The 23681-nt window shown below is 37.9% G+C and carries 22 protein-coding genes and 2 pseudogenes; 12 read left to right on the top strand and 12 right to left on the bottom strand.

Annotation, left to right across the window (positions count from 1 at the left end):
• Positions 1–185: pseudogene (locus H6F47_RS19905) on the bottom strand (hypothetical protein); the annotation flags it as partial.
• Here H6F47_RS19905 and H6F47_RS19900 point away from each other — a divergent pair.
• Both H6F47_RS19900 and H6F47_RS19895 read left to right on the top strand, forming a co-directional pair.
• Entirely contained in the window at positions 180–536 is a 357-nt protein-coding gene (locus H6F47_RS19900; RefSeq protein ID WP_096568651.1) for a four helix bundle protein, read from the top strand. The pseudogene H6F47_RS19905 and the gene H6F47_RS19900 sit on opposite strands and share 6 nt — an antisense overlap.
• A gap of 136 nt (positions 537–672) precedes the next feature.
• Positions 673–2052, top strand: a complete 1380-nt coding sequence (locus tag H6F47_RS19895) for a 1-acyl-sn-glycerol-3-phosphate acyltransferase (protein WP_190346608.1) — start codon at positions 673–675, stop codon at positions 2050–2052.
• A gap of 353 nt (positions 2053–2405) precedes the next feature.
• On the opposite strand, the gene H6F47_RS19890 is transcribed toward H6F47_RS19895, so the two are convergent.
• Positions 2406–3938 (bottom strand): gamma-glutamyltransferase, encoded by a 1533-nt coding sequence (locus H6F47_RS19890; RefSeq protein ID WP_096568658.1) that lies wholly within the window; start codon positions 3936–3938, stop codon positions 2406–2408.
• Positions 3939–4187: 249 nt separating this feature from the next.
• On the opposite strand from H6F47_RS19890, the gene H6F47_RS19885 reads away from it, so the two are divergent.
• The gene (locus H6F47_RS19885; RefSeq protein WP_096568661.1) at positions 4188–4985 is read left to right on the top strand and encodes a Uma2 family endonuclease; all 798 of its coding nucleotides are present in this window, start codon (positions 4188–4190) and stop codon (positions 4983–4985) included.
• A gap of 130 nt (positions 4986–5115) precedes the next feature.
• Here H6F47_RS19885 and H6F47_RS19880 read toward each other — a convergent pair whose 3' ends face one another.
• Positions 5116–5751 carry a hypothetical protein gene (locus tag H6F47_RS19880; protein WP_096568663.1) on the bottom strand — a complete coding sequence of 212 codons (636 nt, stop codon included), beginning with the start codon at positions 5749–5751 and terminating at the stop codon, positions 5116–5118.
• A 241-nt stretch (positions 5752–5992) separates the two neighbouring features.
• Entirely contained in the window at positions 5993–6955 is a 963-nt protein-coding gene (locus tag H6F47_RS19875; protein ID WP_096568666.1) for an RsmB/NOP family class I SAM-dependent RNA methyltransferase, read from the bottom strand.
• Positions 6956–7382: 427 nt separating this feature from the next.
• Here H6F47_RS19875 and H6F47_RS19870 point away from each other — a divergent pair, with 427 nt between their 5' ends.
• The 3 genes from H6F47_RS19870 (at position 7383) to H6F47_RS19865 (ending at position 9923) form a co-directional block, all read left to right on the top strand.
• On the top strand, positions 7383–8813 hold the full coding sequence (locus H6F47_RS19870; protein WP_190346606.1) for a DUF2157 domain-containing protein: 1431 nt from the start codon (positions 7383–7385) through the stop codon (positions 8811–8813).
• 223 nt (positions 8814–9036) lie between these two features.
• Positions 9037–9168: a hypothetical protein gene (locus H6F47_RS28595; RefSeq protein ID WP_277877163.1), complete on the top strand. Its 132-nt coding sequence runs from the start codon at positions 9037–9039 to the stop codon at positions 9166–9168.
• Positions 9165–9923: a GDYXXLXY domain-containing protein gene (locus H6F47_RS19865; protein WP_137668617.1), complete on the top strand. Its 759-nt coding sequence runs from the start codon at positions 9165–9167 to the stop codon at positions 9921–9923. Before H6F47_RS28595 ends, H6F47_RS19865 begins: the two co-directional genes overlap by 4 nt.
• A gap of 58 nt (positions 9924–9981) precedes the next feature.
• Here H6F47_RS19865 and H6F47_RS19860 read toward each other — a convergent pair whose 3' ends face one another.
• Positions 9982–10221: a hypothetical protein gene (locus H6F47_RS19860; RefSeq protein WP_187039436.1), complete on the bottom strand. Its 240-nt coding sequence runs from the start codon at positions 10219–10221 to the stop codon at positions 9982–9984.
• A 120-nt stretch (positions 10222–10341) separates the two neighbouring features.
• Here H6F47_RS19860 and H6F47_RS19855 point away from each other — a divergent pair, with 120 nt between their 5' ends.
• Positions 10342–10482, top strand: a complete 141-nt coding sequence (locus tag H6F47_RS19855; protein WP_190650657.1) for a hypothetical protein — start codon at positions 10342–10344, stop codon at positions 10480–10482.
• On the opposite strand, the gene sppA is transcribed toward H6F47_RS19855, so the two are convergent.
• Entirely contained in the window at positions 10479–12311 is a 1833-nt protein-coding gene (gene sppA, locus H6F47_RS19850; RefSeq protein ID WP_137668618.1) for a signal peptide peptidase SppA, read from the bottom strand. The genes H6F47_RS19855 and sppA overlap by 4 nt on opposite strands.
• A gap of 119 nt (positions 12312–12430) precedes the next feature.
• Positions 12431–13480, bottom strand: coding sequence for a type 2 isopentenyl-diphosphate Delta-isomerase (gene fni / locus H6F47_RS19845; RefSeq protein ID WP_190346603.1), 1050 nt, complete (start codon positions 13478–13480; stop codon positions 12431–12433).
• A gap of 441 nt (positions 13481–13921) precedes the next feature.
• Between fni and H6F47_RS19840 the strand changes: the two genes are divergently transcribed.
• The 4 genes from H6F47_RS19840 to H6F47_RS19825 all read left to right on the top strand — a co-directional run bounded on the left by H6F47_RS19840 (position 13922) and on the right by H6F47_RS19825 (position 18947).
• Positions 13922–14188 carry a hypothetical protein gene (locus H6F47_RS19840; RefSeq protein WP_199291226.1) on the top strand — a complete coding sequence of 89 codons (267 nt, stop codon included), beginning with the start codon at positions 13922–13924 and terminating at the stop codon, positions 14186–14188.
• Complete coding sequence (locus H6F47_RS19835; RefSeq protein ID WP_190650656.1) at positions 14181–14606, top strand: PIN domain-containing protein; 426 nt, start codon at positions 14181–14183, stop codon at positions 14604–14606. Before H6F47_RS19840 ends, H6F47_RS19835 begins: the two co-directional genes overlap by 8 nt.
• A gap of 334 nt (positions 14607–14940) precedes the next feature.
• A complete protein-coding gene (locus tag H6F47_RS19830) occupies positions 14941–16461 on the top strand; it encodes a GTP-binding protein (protein ID WP_137668620.1) in 1521 nt (506 codons plus the stop codon).
• A gap of 833 nt (positions 16462–17294) precedes the next feature.
• Complete coding sequence (locus tag H6F47_RS19825; protein WP_190650654.1) at positions 17295–18947, top strand: serine/threonine-protein kinase; 1653 nt, start codon at positions 17295–17297, stop codon at positions 18945–18947.
• A gap of 157 nt (positions 18948–19104) precedes the next feature.
• On the opposite strand, the gene H6F47_RS19820 is transcribed toward H6F47_RS19825, so the two are convergent.
• Positions 19105–21207 (bottom strand): serine/threonine-protein kinase, encoded by a 2103-nt coding sequence (locus H6F47_RS19820; protein ID WP_190346601.1) that lies wholly within the window; start codon positions 21205–21207, stop codon positions 19105–19107.
• Positions 21208–21232: 25 nt separating this feature from the next.
• Positions 21233–21379 (bottom strand): hypothetical protein, encoded by a 147-nt coding sequence (locus H6F47_RS27605; protein ID WP_206755156.1) that lies wholly within the window; start codon positions 21377–21379, stop codon positions 21233–21235.
• A 124-nt stretch (positions 21380–21503) separates the two neighbouring features.
• On the opposite strand from H6F47_RS27605, the gene H6F47_RS19815 reads away from it, so the two are divergent.
• Entirely contained in the window at positions 21504–22196 is a 693-nt protein-coding gene (locus H6F47_RS19815) for a rhomboid family intramembrane serine protease (protein WP_190650659.1), read from the top strand.
• Here the strand turns inward: H6F47_RS19815 and H6F47_RS19810 are convergent.
• The 3 genes and pseudogenes from H6F47_RS19810 to H6F47_RS19800 form a co-directional block, all read right to left on the bottom strand.
• Positions 22155–22337, bottom strand: a complete 183-nt coding sequence (locus H6F47_RS19810; RefSeq protein WP_190650661.1) for a hypothetical protein — start codon at positions 22335–22337, stop codon at positions 22155–22157. The two genes, H6F47_RS19815 and H6F47_RS19810, sit on opposite strands and share 42 nt — an antisense overlap.
• Before the next feature lie 43 nt (positions 22338–22380).
• Positions 22381–23247: an alpha/beta fold hydrolase gene (locus tag H6F47_RS19805; protein WP_190650652.1), complete on the bottom strand. Its 867-nt coding sequence runs from the start codon at positions 23245–23247 to the stop codon at positions 22381–22383.
• Positions 23248–23373: 126 nt separating this feature from the next.
• A pseudogene (locus tag H6F47_RS19800) lies at positions 23374–23550 on the bottom strand (CRISPR-associated endoribonuclease Cas6); the annotation flags it as partial.
• Between the last annotated feature and the right edge of the window lie 131 nt (positions 23551–23681).

The raw sequence follows: 23681 nt of genomic DNA, 5'->3' as shown, positions 1-23681 counted from the left end.
GGGACTGGGGACTGGGGACTGGGGACTGGGGACTGGTGACTGGTGACTGGGGACTGGGGACTGGGGACTGCCTCCTGCCTCCTGCCTCCTGACTCCTGCCTTCTGACTCCTGGATCTCCTGACTCCTTGATCTCCTGACTCCTCGATCTCCTGACTCCTCGATCTCCTATGTCATAATTATGCAACCTGCAAGAACATTTGAAGATTTAATAGTTTGGCAAAAAGCACATCAATTTGTATTAGGAGTATATCAATTAACGGCTAATTTTCCTAAATCAGAAATATATGGGCTAACTTCTCAGTTTAGACGTGCATCTGTTTCTATTCCTGCAAATATTGCAGAAGGGTTTAAGAAAAAAGGAGATGCAGATAAAGCAAGATTTATGAATATTGCACAAGCTTCTGTGGAAGAATGTAGATATTATCTTATTCTGGCAAATGATTTACAATATGGTGATACATCAGAATTAATGTTGCAATTAAAGGAAGTGAGTAGGTTATTAGATAGTTATGCTAAAGCTATTTTAAACAAGTAATCCTTCTGACTCATTCTGACTCCTTGATATCCTGACTCCTGGATCTCCTGACTCCTTGATCTCCTGACTCCTTGATATCCTGACTCCTTGATCTCCTGACTCCTTGATCTGCTGACTCCTTGATCTCCTATTTTTTATGTATCAGGCGCAACCACCCTTAGAATTTATCCCCCCAGCCTTTAACCCCTTGTTGTTAAAATGCGTACATTTGTTATTACCCCACTGGATCAGCTGGAAAACTCCCATTAACCAAATTGAAGCAGAAAATGTAGAAGTTTTAGCGGAGCTTTATGATCAGTTTCAAGCTGGTAAAATTCGGTTTATGTTAGCGTTTCGTCATCCAAAAACAGAAGATCCTTTTTGTTTAACTTATTTATTTTCTCAGCTTTTACCCAAGGTAGCAAAACAGCAAAATATAAATTTACAATATCCCATTCATGCCCATTTTATTTATGATCGGGGTATTCCTTTATGGGCTGGTAAATATATAGGTTGGTTAGCTGCTAATTTAGGTGGTACTCCTATTCAAAGAGGTAAAGCTGACTGGATGGGGTTGCGTTCTGCCAGAGATTTATATATTAATGGTAAGTTCCCCATGGCCGCTGCTCCCGAAGGTGCTAATAATGGTTTATCAGAAATTATTAGCCCTTTAGAACCGGGTATTGCTCAAATGGGTTTTTGGTGTGTAGAAGATTTACAAAAAGCAGGGAGAAATGAAGAAGTTTTAATTGTCCCAATTGGGTTAAAATATAGTTATGTTGATGAACCTTGGGATGCGATCGCTAATTTATTAACTCAGTTAGAAATTGCGAGTGGTTTAAATTTTCAATCAGCTAATAATAGTAGTTCCTTTGAGTTACTTTATCCCCGATTATTGACTTTGGCAGAACAATTATTAGCTATCATGGAGAATTTTTACAGCAAATTTTATCATCAAACCTTGCCAGATGAAAAGATTACTAATGGGGAAATTAAAGATAGAAATGAAGCCTTAGCTTACCGATTACAATCTGTAATGAATATAGCGTTATTCATTGCTGAACAATATTTTGATTTACCATCAAGAGGTAATTGGAATGATCGATGTAGAAGGGTAGAACAAGCCGGATGGAATTATATATTTAGGGAAGATTTTAAAGATATGAAATCATTATCAACCATTGAGAAAAGTCTAGGGGATAGAATCGCCGAAGAAGCTTATTTTCGGATGTGGCACATGAGATTAGTAGAAAGTTTTGTAGCAGTTTCTGGTACTTATATCCGCGAAAAACCCACAGTAGAAAGATTTGCTGAAACGACTTTACTATTATGGGATATGGTGAATAAAATTAAAGGTAATAATCCTTTAAACCGTCCAGAATTAGGTAAACAAAAAGCCAAAATTTCCGTAGGTAAACCAATATCTGTATCTGAACGTTATCCCACCTATAAAGGTAGTCGAGTAGGTGCAAGACAAGCGGTATCTGAGTTAACAAGTGATTTACAGCAGGTGTTGCAAGAGTTGGTGATCAATTGATAATTGATAATTGATAATTGATAATTGATAATTGAGGGAGCATCCAAATTTTGAAAAAATAAGAAAAAATAAATGCAGCAACACCAAAAACTCTCTCCAACTCTTTTACCTTTGTGTACTTTGTGTCCCTTGCGGTTCAATCAAATAAAGCCTGGGGTAATTTGCTGTGTGAGATAAAAATAAACTTACACATTTAGGATGCTCCTATAATTGACAATTAAAAATTGACAATTACCTATCCCTGAAATTCAGAGGATTTCAAAAGCAGAATTTTTGGCTTTTTCCCCTTTCAAGGGTAGGTTTTAAACCTTTAATGAAACAATTATCAATTGTCAATTGTCAATTGTCAATTGTCAATTACCACCCCTAGCAACCCCACCAGTACGACGGGGATCAGCAGCAGCAGATAAACCATGTTGGGGATGCCATAAAGTGGCCTGCACTCCGCCAAAATACATAGAGAGTTTAGGGAAACAATGGGTAATAAAACCCCCTATTTCATCCTTGGGAATACCAGCTTCCATGACTACAGTAGGTTTACCATCCCTAGTTTCAACATGAAGACGAGGATGGGCGATCGCCTCTTCTAATGACATTCCCAAATGAACAAAATTCAGCAATACTTGAGCTATGGCTGTGGTAATACGAGAAGCACCAGGAGAACCAATAGCTAAAACCCTACCATCAGCACATCTAGCAATAGTTGGGGACATATTAGAAGTTAAACGCATTCCTGGGTTTAAATGGTGACATCCTTGGGGATGTAATTCTATTTCTCCCAAAGAATTATTCAACCAAAACCCAGTACCACCAACCATCACTCCCGAACCATAACCAGCAGAAGCGGTAATAGAACAAGCTAAACCGTTACTATCAACGGTGGAAATGTGAATAGTTGAAGGTGAAGATAACAGAGTTTGCGGTTTTCCCACACGGGCTAATTCTAGGAGTTTTGCAGTTTCCCCAGTGCGATCGCTGCTAAAATCAAGATGATGGTTGCGGTAGTTTAAAACTGCGTGTTGCACCTCTACCATTTGTTTAACAGTCGTTAAATTCCATTCTTGCACAGAATTATCATCTAAAAGTAACAACATTGCCGCCAAACAAGCACCACCCACAGCGGGAGGAGGATTAGTTGCAATTTGCCAATGATCAAAATTAATGCAAATAGGCGATCGCTCTACCGCCTCATAAGCAGCCAGATCCGCCGCCGTTAACAAACCTGCATTTTCCTGAATTTCCGCAACAATCCGCTTTCCTAATTCCCCAGTATAAAAAGCCCGTACCCCCTCCTGGGCAATCAATTCTAGACTCTCAGCTAGTCCAGGAACATGAACAATTTCCCCTTGTTGTAGGGGAGTACCATCCTCATGGTGTAGCGTCTTATAGCTGTCAGGATGCCACCCAAAAATAGCTGCATGGGTGTAATGTAAATATTCCGCCGCACCCCCAGAAAGGGGAAAACCTTGTTTAGCCCATTTTCGTGCAGGTGCTACCACATCAGCCCAAGGTATATTTCCGTACTGTTCCCAAGCCTTGCCCAAAGCCGCAAACATTCCCGGAGTGGCAATACTACCATAACCAAGCACCGTACTAATTTCACCACCATAATCAAAGAAAACTTCCCGAATACCCTGGCCAAAACGCTCATCTTCTAAACCTCTTCCTGGCATCTCTGCATAACCATCAATGACAATAGGATCAGCATTAGCTGGCCAGATAGTGATAAAACCACTACCACCGGCAGCCATCACCCCCAAATCAGTACACATAGAAACAACAGTAGCAGCGATCGCAGCATCAACCGCATTACCTCCTTGGTTAGCAACAGCAGCACCAGCATCCGCAGATATTTGAGAACCAGAGGCAATAATTACTTGTGGCATAGTGGAAAAATCGTCAACACTTACCTACCATAACTTGAGAAGTTGTCAGCATTCAGCTATCAGTAATCAGTAATCAGCTTATAATGGCAGAAACAAAGATTTAGCAGCATTAATTGAGTAAATTTACACTCTGTGCATTTGTGATTGTTCTTTGTATTTTAGCATTGAAAGCTGATAGCTGATGGCTGAATACTTATCAATTGACAGCTAAGATCATAGATAAATATGTCAATAGTCTCAGGTGATGTCATGTTAACGAATATTACAGAAAATCAGACTCCACCAGTTGAGGTTATCCCAGACTACGAACCCCCCCTACCACCAACCGATTTAATATTTGATGATGGAGTTCCCTTGGAAAGTAACCGCCACCGCATCGCCATGAATGTTTTAATTTATTCTTTACAACAAGCATGGTCAGACCGTCAAGATTATTTTGTTGGCGGGAATATGTTTATCTACTATAGTAGTGAACAACTGAGAAATAAAGATTTTCGTGGTCCAGATTTTTTTGTTGTTTTGAATGTCCCCAATAAAGAAACTCGTCAAGGTTGGGTAGTTTGGGAAGAACAAGGACGCTACCCAGATGTAATTATTGAATTAATGTCTCCCTCAACTAAGAATGTAGATTTGGTTCTCAAAAAAGAACTTTATCAAAACATCTTTAAAACTAGAGATTATTTTGTTTATGATCCTTTTGATCCTCACTCCTTAAAAGGTTGGCATTTAGATAATCATTTTGTTTATCAACCTTTAACAGCTAATGAAAAAGGCTGGTTATGGTGTGAAACATTAGAATTTTGGTTAGGAAATTGGCAAGGAATACTAACAAGAGAAACCGCCACTTGGTTAAGATTTTATGATCAACAAGGAAACTTAGTTCTGTTACCAGAAGAAGCTGAACGTCAACGAGCAGAACAAGCAGAACAAGCGAGAAAAGAAGCCATACCCAAATTATTGCAAATGGGTTTAACTGTTGAACAAATTGCCCAAGCTTTAGCATTATCAATTGAGGAAGTACAAAAAGTGACTACAACATTAACATAAACAACCACTAAAAAATTAATTACTGCTCGTTCCCAGTCAGAGACTGGGAATGCTTAATCGAGGCTCTGCCTCAAATTTACAGTAAGATAGATCCTGCCATAATTCATTCCCATAAAACCCTATTTACCACTTACAAATTTTCAGAATCTACACCCATAGTCTGAAGATTTGGCAATAATTTGATCAAAAATAAACCAGTAATGCCACCGTAAGTTAATCCCATCACTAAACTACCTGCTACTGTAGCCGCAAGCAAAATTGTCCCTAGAGTTTCTAAACCTCCTCTGACTATTTGCCCAGCAATAACACCAGCGATAATACAAGCTAATACCCCTATACCTGCGCCCACTGTAACACCAATAGAATTGGCAATTAACCATTTAAGAGTCTTATTTTTCTGCCATTTCATCGTTCGTGCTTGGGCAAAACTCAGGGAAATGATACCACTGACTAAGCCAAAAATTGAGCTAATAATACCATTAGAAGTCATAACAAGTATGAGGCTACCGATACCACAACCAATGCTGAAACCAAAAGTAGTGGCTAATATCCATTTAGCAGATAATTGATGGCGTAAAACTAACTTTTGGGCAATACCCACACATAAACCACCCAACGCACCACCCCAAAAACCGGAAATAGCAGATAAAGAAGAATTGATTGCCGGTAAACTAGAAAATAAACCCAAGAAAAAACCAATAACAATGGCAATAGTTGTGGCGAATACCCACCACCAATATTTTGCTTTCAGAGTTGGATTTGACATAAATTTTATACGATTTTCTACAGATAAACAAATGAGATTTGTAAATGGTTGGTCAATACTTATCGGTTAAGCAAATGTAGGTTGGGTTGAGCGACAGCGAAACCCAAAAAAATCCTTGAGAATGTTGGGTTTCGTTCCTCAACCCAACCTACCATATAATGACTTTTTAGCCTTAACCGAGCAGTATTGAATGGTTGGTAATCATGGGAACGAGAAAACGAGAAATAAAAACCTGAATTGATCAGGTTTTTGTAAAATTATCATATTTACACATAGAAAGTATAGCGTCTAAATTATTCTCTTTCATGTCTCCTTCATTCATATTTTTAAACAACACCGTAAACGCACCAGCACCCAAACCATCCTGCGGAAACATCCGATAACAAGGAATACTTGTTAAATGTGATTGATATTTAGATAAATGACTAACTTCCACAGCTTGAAATTGGGGAAATCTTGCTAACAACCATTCACAAACCTGCTCATTTTCTTCTGGGGAATAGGTGCAAGTCATATAAACTAAATACCCTTGAGGTGCAACAACTTGGGCTGAATTAGCAATAATTCTTTTTTGACGATTAGCACTTTTATTAATTGCAGTATGATGAAAACAACCCGGTGCTTTTTCACCTTTTGCTAGTAAAGATTGACCCGTACAAGGTGCATCAACTAAGACTAAATTACTAGATTCTGCAAACATCTCTACAAAAATACTAGAATCTCGATTTACCACACAACTAGGTTGAATATGGCAACGTTTCAAGTTAGAAATTAACATCCCTAAACGTTTACCAATGACTTCATTACTAATTAATAAATCAGGTTTTAACGCTTTCCAAGCAAATACACTCTTGCCTCCTGGTGCAGCGCACATATCAAATACTAAAGGTACTGGTTGATTAATTGTTAACAACACAGAAGCCGCAAATACAGAAGAAAAATCTAAACAATAAAAATATCCTTGTTGATGTAAAGGATGTTGACCTGGTTTTTCGCCCAAAGATAAACGATCTACAAATTCTGGTTGCCAAAGTGTTGGTGTTTCTACTGCAAAAGGTGAAACTTCAAGCTTGTCTTGACACCAAAGAATACAAGGTGCAAAAGGTTGAGGATTAACTAAAGATGCAATAAACTTTGCTTGTTCATCTGCATCATCAAATAAACGACGGGCAACTTTAAGTAATAAATTTGAAGGCTTTTCCATATTTACAAATTGGGTAATTTTAGCTATTTAGCACAATATTGAAAGTGTTACACCAGAACAATGTAATTAAGGCATTTGGCTGCATACTGAAAAGATAATGACCAACATTGAGATTGCGTTTTTAAAGCGCGTCCGGCGCGGCTTCTGGCCTTTGGCTAGAAGCTAACCGTTTTTTGACAGTTGTTAAATTAACTGCCCTTCGGGCGAGGCAGAAGGCAGAGGGCAGGAGGCAGAAGGGAAAATTTTCAATAAACAATAAAGTCTTTTTGCCTCGCCTGTATGGGTTTAAGTCAAGAGCCACAATCTCAGATTTAGCTGTCTTCGATTAAAGGTGGGTTTGAATCCCCCTGTAAGCTTTCTCCTACCTCCCTCCTGCCTCCTGCCTTTCAACTCTTGCCTCCTTTAACCCATTTGCACCGGAGAGGTCATGATCTTAGATAATTTTCCACAAAAACTGCGCCAAGAAGCACAACTTTGGCGAGATGAAGGACTTATCAGTTCTTCCCAATACCAGCAAATTGCCGACCGTTATCAATTTAACAAAATAGAAGCGGCTGCAAAAGAAAGTTCTGGTTTAATAGCCATTGCTGTCGGTGGTTTACTTTTAATTTTAGGTATCATTATCTTTGTAGCAGCAAATTGGCAAACATGGTCAAGAGAAGTTAAATTTATCTTGTTGATGAGTTTGTTTTTGTCTACTGCTATCACGGGTTTTTTGACTTGGAGAGAACCGACTCTTGCTAAGGGAGAAGGTAAAAAACCACAACGCAACAAACGTCTATTAGGAGAAGCTTTACTCATTCTCAGCGCCTTAATTTTGGGTGCAACTTTAATGCTGATGGCGCAAATATTTAATATTAGCGGTTCAGCTACCCAGTTATTTTTAGCTTGGGGGTTTGGTGTTTTACTCATGGCTTATAGTCTATCACTCAATTCTTTGGGTGTTGTGGCTATTATCCTGTTACAAATTGGTTATTGGTTAGGACTGAGAGAATTTTGGTCTGCTGGTAGTGATTTTAATTGGGCGCGTTTAGCTGTGCGACATACGCCGTTAATTTCTTGGTTGTTGTTTGTACCTTTGGCGTATATTTGTCGTTCACGGGTGATTTTTATCTTAGCAGCGATCGCTTTTACTCTTTCTCTACAATACAATCTCAATCCTTTACCATTATTAACTTTTTCTGATGTTATTCCTTGGGTTGCTTCTTTTGCTTTAGCATTACCACCTGCTTTATTTTGGAGTTATGATGATTTGTTGTTCCCAACTGTTAATTATCGGTTATTTCAAAATATAGCCCGTAATTTAGCTTTGGGGTGTTTTGCTGTGGTGTTTTATTTATTGTCTTTCCGTTGGCAATGGCAATCTTTCAGTTTTGGTAATTCGCCAAATAATTTCTCCAATGTTTTTCAATCTTTGCCTATCATTGATTTAGGCATTCTTAGCGGTTTAGCAGTGTTGCAATGGTTATTTCTGTTTCGTCATCGTCATAACCCAACCCGCAGAGAAGTATTTTTTACTATCACTGTCATTAGCATTTTTCTGAGTTTCATTGTCATTGTACCTTTTTGGCATCAAGCTATAAGTCGTATTACTGAACTAGGCATTTTTGTTTTCAATGTTCTGTTGATCACGTTAGCTTGGGGACTGATGCAACAAGGTTTAAAGTTGAGTAACAGAACTTCTTTTTGGTGTGGTATGCTATTATTTATCCTGCAAATTATCAGCCGGGTTCTAGAGTACGACACTGATTTATTATTTAGATCATTGGTGTTTGTATTGTGTGGTTCTGGTTTGATTTCTGCCGGTCTTTGGTTTGAACGTCGTTTACAGGAACGTGCTACTGTTAAAAAACAATAGCAGGTGACAGGTGACAGGTGACAGGTGACAGTGCTAAACGCCTTTGAGTGTCAAGGTTTTAGTTTAGATTAATGTCCTAACCGCCTTCTCTACGGCTACAATTGCGGAAATTAGAATTAAAAAATATATTAAATCTCTGCGTTATAAATCCTATTAGTCATGGGTAATAGGGAATAGGGAATAGGGAATAGGGAATAGGGAATAGGGAATAAGGGTAAATTATTTGTATTTTCCCAATCACCAATTACCAATCACCAATCACCAATCACCAATTACCAATTACCAATTACCAATTACCTTTCCCCAATCACCAATTACCAATTACCAATTACCAATCACCAATTACCAATTATGAAAAATAACTCACCAGAACAAAATAAAACCTTAACTCCAGAAAAGGAATTTTCCGAAAAGTTAACTTTTCGTGATTACTTAATTGCTACTGAACAAAAGGCCAATCAACCATTACCAATTTGGCGGTTAGTAGCACCTCTAATGCTGCAAGTAGGGTTAATTTTAGCAGTTCCCACCCAAGCAATGTATACAGAAATGACAGGTAAAAGTGTGATTTTGCAAACTTTACCTGCATATTCTAATAATGTGTTACAGGGTTCTGCTTTGTCCTTTGATTATAATATCTCTCGTACCGAAAATTTGCGAAGATTACCGGGTTGGAAAGATTGGGTAAGAGAAAATTCTCTGAGAAATGGCAGAATCAATCAAGGCAGTACATTATATTTGATTTTGCAGGAACAACAATCTTTTAACCGTGGTTTGAATCGTGATTTTAATCGTGGTTTGAATCGTGATTTTAATCGTAATGTTCCCGCAGCTTGGAAACCAGTGCGTGTGAGTAGCGATCGCCCGATTTATTTAGCTAATAATCAGGTAGCTTTAAAGGGTAATTATCAAGATGGGTTGATTAATTACGGTTTGGAAAATTATTATCTTTCCGAAGAACAAAGACAACAGATTAATAATGATTTGTTGCAAGCACAGCAAAACCGAAATGGAAGTAGAACACCGATCATTGTCAGGGTGAAAGTAGATCCTCAAGGTAATGCTGTACCAACGAGTATGTGGATAGGCGATCGCAATTATCGCTTTTGACCTTTTAACAGTTATCGCTATAGATCCCCGACTTCTCCAAGAAGTCGGGGATCTGGGTTTAGTCTTGATGACGTAAATTCCAAGCTGCACCAAAAGCAGCACCCGCACCAGCTAATAATCCCGTACTCATACCTTGAATTGTTTTTTCGACTGGGTTTTGGGTAATACATTCACTGGTAATTGTATCAGCACGCATACACATTTTACTTTCTGCCCAACTAGCAGTTCCGCCTAAAATAACACCAGATAAACTACAGGAAACAACAAGCAGTAACAAGCGTTTCGTTTTTATATCCATAGATGGATGTGTAAAGTAGAGGAGTGAGGTAAAGTTCCCACTACTTTACACTATATTTTAGTGATTGATGATTGGTGATAGTTGACAGTTGATAGTTGACAGTTGACAGTTGACAGTTGATTGGGAAACATAAAATTGATTACCCAGTCCCCAGTCCCCAGTCCCCAGTCCCCAGTCCCCAGTCCCCAGTCCCCAGTCCCCAGTCCCCAGTCCCCAGTCCCCAGTCCCCAGTCCCCAGTCCCCAGTCCCCAGGCTTATTAATCTATTTTCAAATTAAAAGGTAAACGGGCATAAATGCCTTGGGGGTCGTTCATTTTCTGTAAAATGGCAACTTCTTGTGTAAATTTCTCAAATTCTGCTAAAAGTGAGTTATTTGGCTGAATCAGATTTTTTTCAAGTCCTAATTTTGCTTGGGCTTCTTGTAGTGTTCTGCCAAAAAAACGTTCTTCTAAAGTTGTCACTCTTGGATATTCTTGTACTTCCCAATCGTTACCTAATTTTGCGGCTTTGGCTGCATATTCAATAGCAACATTTAAACCACCAATTTCATCAACTAAACCGATTTGTTTTGCTGCTACACCTGACCAAACTCGACCTTGGGCGATTTCTGCTACCTTTTGTTGGGGTAGTTTTCGACCTTCGGCAACTTTATTAATAAACATATTATAAATACGGTTAACACTGCGTTGATACAGTGCTAATTCTTGGGGTGATTTGGGACGAGCAGCTGTTTGAGTATCTGCAAATTGGGCTGTTTTTACTGTATCCCAGGTGATGCCATTATTATTGGCTAATTTTTCACCGTTTAACAATATTCCAAAGACACCAATAGAACCTGTAATAGTATTCTTTTCAGCAAAAATGCGATTAGAATCACTGGCAATCCAATAACCACCAGAAGCAGCTACATCACCCATGGAAATAATCACTGGTTTAACTTGTCGAGTTAATTTTATTTCTCGCTGTATGATTTCTGAAGCTGTGGCGCTACCACCAGGACTGTTAATTCTTAAAACTACAGATTTTACATCTTCATCTTGGCGAATTTTTCTGAAGATTTGGGCAAAGCGATCGCCTCCTATTTGTCCATCTTCTCCTTTACCATCGACTATTTCTCCTTCTGCATAAACAACTGCAATTTTATTTTCTGAGTTGCGTTCTACTCCCATTGATTTACCAGGAACTTCGGCATAATCAGTCATGTTAATTTGTCGGAAGTTTTTATCATCTTCATCACTAGCAGTTAACTTTTTCAAATCAGCAAATACTTCATCTTGGTAAGCTATTTGATCGACTAAACCGTTAGCTTTTGCGGCGGTAGATTCTAAAATAGCTTGGTTATTGGCGATCGCCTGTAATTTTTGCGGTTGAATTTTCCGACTTTTACCTACAGAAGTTCGCCACTCTCCCCACACATCATCTAATAATTTTTGGGTTTGTTGTCTATTTTCTGGACTCAGTTTATCCAGGAGAAAAGGTTCTACTGCTCCTTTAAATTTCCCTACCCGTACTACTTGAACACCAATCCCGTATTTCTCCAATGCTCCTGTTAAGAATATCGGTTGTGAACTCAAACCGTTGATTTCCATCATGCCTACAGGATTGAGTACAATCTTATCAGCTACTGAACTCAGATAATATTCCCGTTCATTCCAATCTGTACTATATGCGATAATCTTTTTCCCAGATGCACGGAATTTATCTAACGCTTGACGAATTTCTTTGAGGGAAGCATAACCCAAACTACTCGCTGTACCTGACTTGGTAGCATCTATATAAATACCCACAATACGCGGATCACGTTGCGCTTTTTCCACAGTTTCAATCACTTTGCGGAGTGTGATTTGTTCTTCATCTACACCTGTTAAGGTTTTTTGCAGAAAGTCACTGGAACTAGGTTGACTGTCAGTGATTTTCATTGACAAGTCAAACACCAGCATAGATTTATCTTTAACTTGTGGACTTGTATCTTTAGCAGTAGCAGCGATAATGATAAATAATAAGCCTAGACTACCAACACCAGAGAAAATAATCAGTCCTAGTAAGCTACCAATTAAACTAGCACAAGTTTGTTTAAAAAAGTTATTCATTGGTTATAATATGTCCTTTTGAATACCTATCATATCTGGTAGGAAAGGGAATAGGGAATAGGGAACAGGGAACAGAACAATTAAAAAAATAACTCCTGCCTCCTGACTCCTGCCTCTTTTTATTGTATACGCTGCAAACTGTCAGATTGCTTTAACTGATACAAAGTTCTGTTACCAGTACAAAATAACACGGTGGTGATTTCGGCAATTAAGACTTCTGTCAATTCTTGTAGTGCAGTTGATGATACATCTGCTGCTTGCAGGAAAGGCATTGCTAAACCAGCGATATCTGCACCAAGAGCGATCGCTTTGGCTACATCTAACCCATGACGTAACCCCCCAGACGCTATTAAAGGTATTTCCGGTAACTGTGCGCGAATACTGGTAATACATTCTGCTGTCGGTATCCCCCAATCGGCAAAAGTCTTTCCTAATCTACGCTGTAATGATGTTTCGGCTCTTTCGCTTTCTACCAAAGCCCAAGATGTACCACCAGCCCCTGCGACATCAATAGCCTGTATTCCTACGGATATAAGTTTTTCAGCCATCTTCCCAGAAATACCATTACCGACTTCTTTGGCAATGACAGGAACTGGTAATTTACTGCATAAATCGGCAATTTTGTCAAACAATCCCCGGAAATTAGTATCACCTCTGGGTTGAATGAACTCTTGTAGCGGGTTAATGTGTAAAATTAAAGCATCAGCTTCTAAAATATCAATAATTCGCAAACATTCATCAACACCACATTGATAATTAAGTTGTACAGCACCTAAATTAGCAAATAAAAGCACATCTGGGGCGTATTTACGAATAGCGAAAGTATCAGCAACTTGGGGTTTTTCCAAAGCTACACGCTGAGAACCTACACCCATCGCTAGTTTATATTGCTGGGCGACTTCTGCCAAACGACGGTTAATCATTCCTGCGCGTTCTGTTCCTCCAGTCATGGAAGATATTAAGATTGGTGCGTGAAGCTGTTTTCCCAAAAAAGTCGTGCTGATATCAATGTCGGTGCGATCGCATTCCGGTAAACAACAATGAATAAAACGATATTTTTCTAGTCCGGTAGTGACTTGCTGACCTTGGACATCTTCCTCAAGACAGATGCGGATATGATCCGCTTTGCGATTTTGGGTTTGTGTTGGGGTGGTGGTAGGAGGGTTCACAGGTAATGACTCCAAGCTGTTATCTTCATTATTGTTGCAAATATTAAGAATCTTCTTGAATTTTTGGGAAGCATTTTATAATTGTGTATAGGCGTTAAGATTTAAGAATTGTTGAGTTTAGACTTATTTATTTGTGTTAATACTTAGAGGGGGTTTATCCGTTGAATTTGTACGGGTTTAGCAATAGCTTGGGTTGAGATAACAAAATATGGATATATGACTATACTTTTGTTATTCAAACCCAATACCTAAAACTGCTATTCTGCTACAGTGAGAATGAGAGATTGATCGCTTTTTGGGGATGTGGGGAGTACGTTAGCGTTCGCGTAGCGTCTCGTAGAGATAGCTTACCGAAGGTATCGCTATTTGAAAAATGTGAAAAGATGCGATCGCTTTTCTTATTTGCTAAACTGTAAATTATCACAACAGTAATAAATTTCTATGTACTCCACCAGTCCACACCAAAAACTATTAGAAGCGATTGCCAACCTTGATGATCAACAAATTTCACTTGTTTTAAAATTTATCTCATCTTTAGAAACATCTGTTAACAACTATCAAGCTCCACCTAAAACAGTATTAGAAAGAATGGGCGGTTATCCCAAATTTTTACTAGAAGGATCAGGAGATTTGTCAGATAGAGATGTACGCAAAAAAGCAATTTCTGACATAATTCAAGCAAGACATCAAACAAGAACTCATGAATAATAATTATCCCCTAATATTAATTGATACTGGGATTCTTGTTGCCTTCTATGACCGTAAAGACAAGTATCACCAAAAAGTTATTAATTTTTTTAGTACCTGTACCAGTCAACTCATCACAACAATTGCCTATGTTACAGAAGTGATGTGGTTACTTGCCCCAAATACAAAAGTGCAGAACGAATTTTTATCTGCTTTATCACTGGAAGTATTTTTATGTGAACATTTACTGCCATCGGACTATGAAAGAATCCAGGAACTTAACACAAGTTATCAGGATCTACCAGGAGATTTTACCGATTTATCGCTGATTGCTATTTCGGAAAGATTAAATATCTCTGCTATTGCAACTCTAGACAAAGACTTTAATATTTATCGGCGTTATCGCAAGCAACCATTTGATCGTATATTTTTACCTTAATCATAACTATTCTTCTTCAGCTAAAATCTGTGAAATATCCCGTGCAGCATGAATTAATCGAACAATTTAAATATACTCATCCCTTTCTAAATAAAAAATTAGATGCTTTTCAAATCCTCTAACTCCCCACTTCCGCGAACCAACTAAACGCGGATTCTTAACATTATATTACCAATCTTCTGCACTATTCGCTGTTGACTGAATTTAAGGGAACATTGGATATGCACTGCATCTGAGTTTAGCAAAATTTGTCTTTTTGTACTGTACGTAGTTGATGACGACGATTAAGATCAGAAGCATCTGCCTACTTAATATCCTCTCATTTTTGTGATTCATGCCTCTGTCTCGCCTAGTCACGCTCATTGTTGGTTTGATTATCATTTTGGGGTTAGCCCTGTGGCTGATTGATTCCCTGACTCGGCTTTATTGGCAACTATCCTATTCTCCCCTATTAGGTAATCTGCTGCTGTTGCTGCTGATTGTTCTTTTGGCAGGGTTGGTTGCAGCCTTTATATATTATGTTTTGGTTTTGCGGTCTGGTGAGGAAAAATCACGACGTAATCGCAGACGCGTTACCCCTAGCCAAATTCCTGCGGCTAAGTCTGATGCGGCTTCTAGCACTCTGCAAGCTGTACGTCAACAGGTGGCACAAATTCAAGATGAAGTTACCCGTCAAGCTTTACTGAGTCGCACTAAGGAAATAGAAGCGAATTTAGCACGGGGGGAAATTCAAGTAGTGGTGTTTGGAACAGGGAGTGCTGGCAAAACTTCCTTAGTAAATGCGATTATGGGGCGGATAGTCGGGCAGGTAAATGCGCCAATGGGTACAACTCAGGTGGGTGAAACCTATTGTTTACGCTTAAAGGGATTAGAACGAAAAATTTTAATTACCGATACGCCAGGAATTTTAGAAGCGGGAGTTGCCGGCACAGAACGAGAACAACTGGCCAGGGCTTTGGCGACGGAAGCAGATTTATTATTATTTGTGGTAGATAATGATTTACGGCGTTCTGAATATGAGCCGTTGAAGGGTTTAGCAGAAATTGGTAAGCGATCGCTCTTGGTTCTCAATAAAACTGATTTATATACAGATGAGGATCAAGAAGCTATCTTAACTAAGTTGCGTCAACGGGTAAAAGATTATATTGCTAGTAATGATGTGGTGGCGATCGCTGCTAACCCCCAACCCGCACAATTAGAAACCGGGGAAATTTTCCAACCAGAACCAGATATAGTCTCCTTATTGCGACGTATGGCTTCTGTACTACGGGCTGAAGGTGAAGATTTAGTTGCAGATAATATTCTTTTACAATCTCTCCGCTTAGGAGAAGAAGCCCGAAAATTAATTGATTCTCAACGTCGCCGTCAAGCTGATAAAATTGTAGACCGCTATCAATGGATCGGCGCTGGTGTGGTTTCTGTAACTCCTTTACCAGTGGTAGACTTACTAGCTACCGCCGCAGTTAACGCCCAAATGGTGGTAGAAATTGGCAGGGTTTACGGTTGTGATTTGAATATGGAACGGGGGCGAGAATTAGCCTTATCTTTAGGAAAAACCATTGCTGGTTTAGGTATTGTTAAAGGAGCTATTGAATTACTATCAACGGCTTTGCAACTTCATGTTGCTACTTTTATCATTGGTCGCGCTATTCAAGGAGTAACAGCAGCTTATTTAACGCGCATTGCCGGCAAAAGCTTTATTGAGTATTTTCGCCATGATCAAGATTGGGGTGATGGGGGAATGACGGAAGTAGTACAGCAGCAATTTCAGATGAATCGCCGAGACGAGTTTATAAAAGTATTTATCCAAGAGGCGATCGCTAAAGTCGTAAAACCTTTGACAGACGGTGAATAAAAGCTAGAACCTGGGGCAGATGGCAAGATGGAGAAGTAGGGGAGAAAATAACCGGCAACTAATAGCTAAGAAATCAAGACTCATAAATCAAGACTCATAAATCAAGACTCAATTGCAAAATTGCAAAATTGATGGAAATGGTGATGTATCTAATTAGGGGATGCTGAAAAAGTCCTGCGTCTACATAGGGGTTGCTGAGAAAGTCTTTCCGTGAGGGCATAGGAGTCAGGAGTCAGGAGTCAGGAGTCAGGAGAAGATTTGAAAATTTCTTTGCCATCTCTTGAAATCCCAAAAAATGCACACTTTTTCCGGTATACCCTTCAAAACCCTTGCACTAATTTCTGTGTTTATCAGCCTCTAACCTTTGATATATCAAGGTTTTAGGTTTATTCAGCAAACCCTACATATCAATAGCGATCGCTCAAGTAAATTACCACTTTTTGATTTCTGCACCAAACCGATTTCAATTCCTCCCATCCTGATCCTAAGACCTAAAACCCATCAGACTGCTGAAAAATGTCAAAAAAGTAAATAAATAGACATATATGTAAGTAATATGACTTATTTCAGGTGTTAATAAAACATCGGGATTTGTATGTATTTTATGTGACGAATATTTTGATTAATCGTGAGATAGAAAAACCCAGTAAAAAGTTGATATTGGGTTATTTTTGGCTATATACCGGCATTTATAGAGATTTAAGAGCAGTCTTTATTTAAAGTCCCCCTTATTTAAAGCTACAAAAAATCATTTCTCCCTATTCCGGAGAGAGGAAGAAATTTGAGAAAAGGTGAGTAACAACTGATCTAATAGATTTCTCAGTAAGGAACTTATGACTGAACAAATCGCCAGAAAATTATTGCAAGGTCGCTACCAAATTATTCAAAGCCTTAGTGCAGGTGTATTTGGGCAAACTTATATTGCCGAAGATACCAAAGATGTTGATTACCCAGAAAAACCCAGATACGTTGTTAAACAGCTAAAAGTCAACCACTATCAATCTAATTCCTACTTTGACTACCTCAGACTAAGTTTTCTGACCGAAACCGAAACCCTGAAGCATTTAGGAGAACATGACCAAATTCCTAAACTGATCACCTGCTTTGAAGAAAATGAACAGTTTTATTTAGTACAGGAATATATTTACGGACAACCCTTATCCGTAGAATTAAAGATAAATAAAAACAAGGGACAGAAGTGGAGTACCACTCAAGCGATGACATTTCTCGAAGATGCATTAAATATCCTCGAATTTGTCCATTCTCAAGGTTTTATTCACTGTGATATCAAACCAGAAAATTTAATCAGACGTTCTAGTGATGATAAATTAGTGCTAATAGATTTTGGTTCAATTCAACCCATTGATTTTAGCACTGATGCCGAATTACCTATTTCCCAGATTCCCGTGACTTCATTGGGTTACATTCCACCAGAACAATTTTTAGGACAAACACAACCCAATAGTGACATTTATGCTTTGGGAATGATTGTACTCCAAGGTTTAACAGGATTAACACCACTGCAATTAAAAATTGACCCTGCTAATAATGAAGTTCCTTGGACTTGTGAAGATACGATCATTGACGAATATCTGGCTGTTTTTATCAGCCAAATGATTCGCTATAATTATCAGGAAAGATTTCAATCTGCCAGCGAAGCACTATGGGTATTTAAACACATAACATGGAAGCATCGGGCATCTGCAATTGCGACTTCAAAGTTTCCCATTACTACCAAAAAAGCTGTTGCAGATAAAAATAAAAAATTAGATCCATTATTAGCAGGAATGAAATGGGGAATCACCATTAATTCTTTGGTAGTTGGTTTGGGAGTTTATGCTTTAGCTAATAGTTATCAAGCTAATTCAGAAACAGCAACTTTATCTGAAGCAATCACAGAATATCAAACCGGTAATTTAGAAAAAGCAATTAGTTTAGCCAAAACAATTCCCTCCTATAGCAACGTCTATCCAGAAGCTCAAGAGACAATTGCAGAATGGCAAAAGCAATGGCACAATGATACTAAAAATTATTTAGTAGCTGAACAAGCATTAGATGAAGGTAATTTGTTAGATGCCATGCACGCTGTTACGCAAATTCCCTACACTTCCTATTGGCGTTCTAAACGAGAACAACTAATTGAAAAAACAGAAACTAACCTAGAAGCAAAAACACAAACTTTATTAAATAAAGCTTACGCCAGCGCAGAAAAGAAAGATTTTTCGGCTGCTTTAGAATATCTGCGCCAAATTCCTCCAGAAAGTTCTGCTGGTGCTATAGTGCAACAAAAATTAGCTGAATACAATCAGAAAAGGCAAATTAGAGCCGAATATTTTTTACATTCAGCTTATCATAAAGCTTTAAGGAAAGACTTTGCTGGTGCAATCAAATTCCTGGAAAAAATTCCTGAAGATACTGATGCTTATGCTCAAGCTCAAATCAAAATCCAGGAGTATAAGGAAAAGCAACTATTCAGCATCCCCTAAGTAGGTAGGCGTTAAAAATGGTCGTTATGGCAAGCCAGAAGGCAGGAGGCAGAAAGCAGGAGGGAAGAGACTTTTAGGTAACTTTACTTTTCGTTACATACTGCGGTTTTTTTGTGCCTTTCTACTTATTTAATTTTCAGGTGTCGAGGGGTTTTCATTAATTAGACATTGGCAAAATAGGTACAACAATTGGGAGAGATTTGTCGGGTTGGATTTGATTTTCTGCCTGTTTGCGGGCTTCTATTGCTTGTTGGTAATCGGGCTTATATTTAATAGCTTGATCATAGGATTTTATCGCTTCTTGATATCGTTGTAAATTGAATAACGCATTGCCCATGCTGTACCAACTTTCATAGTGGTTTTTTTTGTAATTAACTGCTTTATTATAGGATGCAAAAGCATCTTCATATCTCTGTAACTTATATTGTGAATTTCCTAAATTATACCATGCTTGATAATCATTTGCTTTCAAAGAAATTGCTTTTTGATAAGCATCGATCGCTTCTGTATAACGTTGACTTTGATGTAGTGACCATCCCAAAGTATACCAAGCTTGATAATTACTAGGATGATATTTAATCACTTCCTTAAATGAGTCAATTGCTTCAGCATATCTTCTTAATGTCACTAAAATATTACCTCTAGAAAACCAAGATCGGTAATGACTGGGTTGATATTGCACGACTTGACTATAGGCTTTTAAAGCATCTTCATAGCGGTTTAAATTTACTAGGGAATTACCCAAATTATATAAAGCTGCTGTATAGTCTGGTTTTAGTTCTACTGCTTGTGTATAAGCTGTAATTGCATCATTATATTGTTTGATATTTTGTAAAGATAAACCTTTTTTATACCAAGATTCATAATTATCGGATTGCAATTCAATTGCTTGATCATAAGACTTAATAGCATTATCATATTGTTTTAAATTTCTGAAAGCATCACCTTTAGCATTCCACACTGCTGGATAATCATCTTTTTCATGTAAGGCTTTATCAAAAGCAGAAATTGCTTCTGTATATCGCTGTAAACTTGATAAGGCAAAACCTCTACCAATCCAAGCTTCTAAATAATCAGGTTGAATTTGAATTGCTTTGTCATAAGCTTTGATTGCTTGTTGATATTTTTTCAATTCAAATAATGCTTTACCTTGACCATACCATCCTGGAAAATAATCAGGTTTGATATTTACTGCTTTTTCATAATTTGCCAGTGCATCTTCATATCTTTGGAGTTGTAAAAGTGTATTCCCTTGGTTATATAAATCAACTGCGTTATGAGTATTGATTTTATTAAAGATATATATTGATGCAATTCCCCCTAAACTTAATAAAAATATTCCTGATACTAATTTGAACAATAGAAATTTTTTAGATGGTTGAGGTTTGATATGATTAACTGGCGCAGGAGGACTAAAAACTATTGTTCCAGAGAGAGGTTTAACTAATTCTTGCAGTGCTTGTAATGCTACCGTTGCTGAAGCATAACGTTGACGAAAATCATAACAAATCATTTTATCTATAAATTCTGCAAATTCTGGCGTGACAGTGGTATGATTCCGCCAAATAATTTCATTAGTATCTGCATCTCTTTCTAATTGCTGAGGTAATAAACCAGTCATTGCTTGAATAGCAATAATTCCCAAAGCATAGATATCACTGCTTAATTTTGGTGTACCTTGGGCTTGTTCTCCAGGCATATAACCAGGTGTGCCAATAGCAACAGTAGCGGGAGTTTGACCAGAAGGTATAATGACTTGGGTGGTAATTTCTTTAACTGCCCCAAAATCAATTAAAATTAGTTTACTATCTTGATCACGTCTGAGGATATTGCGGGGATTAACATCACGGTGAATTACCTTTTGTTGATGTACAAAGTCTAAAATTTCCAAAATTTCTTGTAATAGAGAAATTACCTGATCTTGAGTGAGGGTTTTTCCTGGTAATAACTCTTGGGAGAGATCATGACTAGGAATAAATTCTTGAACTAAATAAAATTCGGCATTTTCCTCAAAGTATGCTAAAAGTTGGGGAATGTGATCATGAGTACCTAACTTGTACAAAACCTGCGCTTCGGTATCAAATAAACGTCTGGCTATTTCTAAAGTTGCAGCGTTACTAGACTGAGGCTTGAGTTTTTTGACAACACACTGAGGAGAACCAGGTAAGTGAGTATCAGAAGCAACATAAGTTTCTCCAAATCCCCCTCCTCCCAGATGGCGGATAATCTGGTATCTTCCTACAAGTGTGTTTCCTATCATCTCGGTTGCTAAGTTGAGTGTAATATTACTTCATTACAATATTGCCACAGGTAACTGGTGATTGGTGACTGGGGACTGGTGACTGGTGACTGGTGACTGGTGACTGGGGACTGGGGACTGGTGACTGGTGACTGGTGACTGGTGACTGGGTAATCAATTTTATTTTTACCAATTACCTATTACCAATTACCAATTACCTATTACCAATTACCAATTACCAATTACCAATTACCAATTACCAATTACCTATTACCAATTACCAATTACCTATTACCAATTACCCATTACCATTGATCATGATTCCTATTAGTGATAACTTTTATAGTTGGAAGAAACCAATTATTACTTATTGGTTGATTGGCATTAATTTGGGGATATTTTGTTGGGAATTACAATTAGATGTAAGTGGGAAATTAGGTAACTTTGTCAGCAATTGGGGGATTATTCCTGAACAAACTAACACTGCTTTAACTAATGCTATTTTTTATAATTCGGCGGCTTGGATAGTTGTAATTTGGCGGTTAATTGCCTTACCACTTTCGTTGTTTGTGCATGGTAGTTTTAGTCAAATTTTGGGTAATATTTTATTTCTGTGGGTTTTTGGTAAGACGGTAGAAAGAAATTTAGGACATCAAAGATATTTATTGCTGTATTTAGCTGCTGGTGTGTTTGGGGGGATGATGCAAATTTTTATGAATCCTAAGTTAAGTGTACCTGTGATTGGTGCAAATGGGGCGATCGCTGCTATTTTAGGTGCTTATATTATCAAGTTTCCGAAGGTGAAAATAGATTCGATTTTACCTTTAATTATTATCTTTATTCCTGTGGAAATTCCTGCTTTTTGGTATTTATTTTGGTGGTTTATTCAACAGTCATTTTATGGAATTGGTAGTTTAAATATTGATGGTGGTTTTACTAATCCTGGTTATTGGGGACAGTTTGCCGGATTAGTTACAGGTGCGGCTTTTATCAAAATGATAAAAAGGTGATTGGTGATTGGTGATTGGTAATTGGTAATTGGTAATTGGTAATTGGTAATTGAGAATGGCGGGCAAGATACCCACCCCACAATATTTAAGCATTTTAGGATAAGCTGTTGTGCATTTAATTTGTATAAGTGGAACAGGCATCTTGCCTGTTCTACAAGAGTTCAGAATATTAGGATTATACAATTTAGCTATGTAACAGCTTAGTGAGAAAATTAATAATTTCATCTAAGAGTAATTGCGGTTCATCAACACGAATTAAATGACCGCTATTTTCAAATATTTTTAAATGGGCGTTAGGAATAGCTTGGGCAATTTCTTCCGAAAATTCTGGTGGACATATCCAGTCATGTCGTCCGGCAATTATCAGTGTTGGTGAGGTAATTTTATGTAATTCGTTGAGGATATTATAGTTTCTTAAAAAGCCACTAAAGGCAATGTTAATGGCATCAACTGAGAGGATAGTTTGGTCTGAGTCTGGAGAATTTGTTTTGCGGTTATTGGTTTGGCAATACATTGGATTCATGATTTTAAAAAATTCCCGTAGCTGTTCTTCGTTTTCAAAATTACCTGCCCAAAGTTTGGAGGCGATCGCTTTTTGTTCTGGGTTTCCTCTTTGTGCTAAAATTTCTTGAGCGCGTTGTAAAAAACGAGAACTTGCTGTTGTGGCAATTACTATTAAATGAGAAACATTTTGCGGATATTTGATAGCATAGGAAAGGGCAACCATACCCCCATAGGAAGAACCAATTAAAATGATTTTTTCTAACCCCAAATATTGGCGTAAAGCTTCCATATCCTCAACGTTATTTTCTAGGGTATAGGTTTCTTTTGATCCACGTCCTGACCTTCCCTGACCCCGATGATCAAAATAGACCATTTGTAGGTGATGACTGAGGGGAGAAAAACAAGGTTTATAACTGGTGTGGTCTACTCCAGGTCCACCATGAATGATGAAAGCAACTGGTTTTTCACGTATTCCCTGTTCTTCAACTGCTAACCCACAACCGTCAATATCAAAATAGATTTCTGTATCTCTGATTTTTGCTTTCACTATTAATTTACTCCTCAAAATAAACAAGATTAAATTTAATATTTAATCTTTTTTGGCGCTCGCTAATTTAATATAATTCACATATTGGAAAAAGCGATCGCTAATTTCACCAAATACATAATCATGTTAAATATTGCTCTGGTTATCTTTCAGCGCCCGTGGTGCTAATTTAACATAAGTTTTAACTGTGGTGTATGGTATTTCTAAATCTTGAGCTATGATTTGTAATGATTCTCCCATTTCCCTTCTTGCTAATATTGTTGCCCAAGTTGTAGCTATTTTTTCCGTGCGATCACCTCCTGTGTTTTATACGTTCTGGTCATGATAAAAATAGACAACAAACAGACAGTTTAACAGAAGAGGGCAAAGCATTGGCAATTTTACATTATCGAAATCAATAAAGATGTTTGAGCCAATGCTTTGCCCCTACAAAT

Source organism: Sphaerospermopsis sp. FACHB-1094 (assembly GCF_014696195.1).
GTDB lineage: Bacteria > Cyanobacteriota > Cyanobacteriia > Cyanobacteriales > Nostocaceae > Sphaerospermopsis > Sphaerospermopsis kisseleviana.
This window is presented reverse-complemented; position numbering and strand designations above follow the sequence as displayed.

Bases quoted from the DNA above. Each gene is read 5' to 3' on its own strand.
- H6F47_RS19810 (WP_190650661.1), bottom strand. From the start codon at position 22,337: ATGCCTGTTCCACTTATACAAATTAAATGCACAACAGCTTATCCTAAA.
- H6F47_RS19820 (WP_190346601.1), bottom strand. From the start codon at position 21,207: ATGATAGGAAACACACTTGTAGGAAGATACCAGATTATCCGCCATCTG.
- sppA (WP_137668618.1), bottom strand. From the start codon at position 12,311: ATGAATAACTTTTTTAAACAAACTTGTGCTAGTTTAATTGGTAGCTTA.
- H6F47_RS19830 (WP_137668620.1), top strand. From the start codon at position 14,941: ATGCCTCTGTCTCGCCTAGTCACGCTCATTGTTGGTTTGATTATCATT.
- H6F47_RS19815 (WP_190650659.1), top strand. From the start codon at position 21,504: ATGATTCCTATTAGTGATAACTTTTATAGTTGGAAGAAACCAATTATT.
- H6F47_RS19890 (WP_096568658.1), bottom strand. From the start codon at position 3,938: ATGCCACAAGTAATTATTGCCTCTGGTTCTCAAATATCTGCGGATGCT.
- H6F47_RS19895 (WP_190346608.1), top strand. From the start codon at position 673: ATGTATCAGGCGCAACCACCCTTAGAATTTATCCCCCCAGCCTTTAAC.
- H6F47_RS19865 (WP_137668617.1), top strand. From the start codon at position 9,165: ATGAAAAATAACTCACCAGAACAAAATAAAACCTTAACTCCAGAAAAG.
- H6F47_RS19835 (WP_190650656.1), top strand. From the start codon at position 14,181: ATGAATAATAATTATCCCCTAATATTAATTGATACTGGGATTCTTGTT.
- H6F47_RS19880 (WP_096568663.1), bottom strand. From the start codon at position 5,751: ATGTCAAATCCAACTCTGAAAGCAAAATATTGGTGGTGGGTATTCGCC.
- H6F47_RS19840 (WP_199291226.1), top strand. From the start codon at position 13,922: ATGTACTCCACCAGTCCACACCAAAAACTATTAGAAGCGATTGCCAAC.
- H6F47_RS19885 (WP_096568661.1), top strand. From the start codon at position 4,188: ATGTTAACGAATATTACAGAAAATCAGACTCCACCAGTTGAGGTTATC.
- H6F47_RS19860 (WP_187039436.1), bottom strand. From the start codon at position 10,221: ATGGATATAAAAACGAAACGCTTGTTACTGCTTGTTGTTTCCTGTAGT.
- H6F47_RS19870 (WP_190346606.1), top strand. From the start codon at position 7,383: ATGATCTTAGATAATTTTCCACAAAAACTGCGCCAAGAAGCACAACTT.
- H6F47_RS19900 (WP_096568651.1), top strand. From the start codon at position 180: ATGCAACCTGCAAGAACATTTGAAGATTTAATAGTTTGGCAAAAAGCA.
- H6F47_RS19875 (WP_096568666.1), bottom strand. From the start codon at position 6,955: ATGGAAAAGCCTTCAAATTTATTACTTAAAGTTGCCCGTCGTTTATTT.
- H6F47_RS19825 (WP_190650654.1), top strand. From the start codon at position 17,295: ATGACTGAACAAATCGCCAGAAAATTATTGCAAGGTCGCTACCAAATT.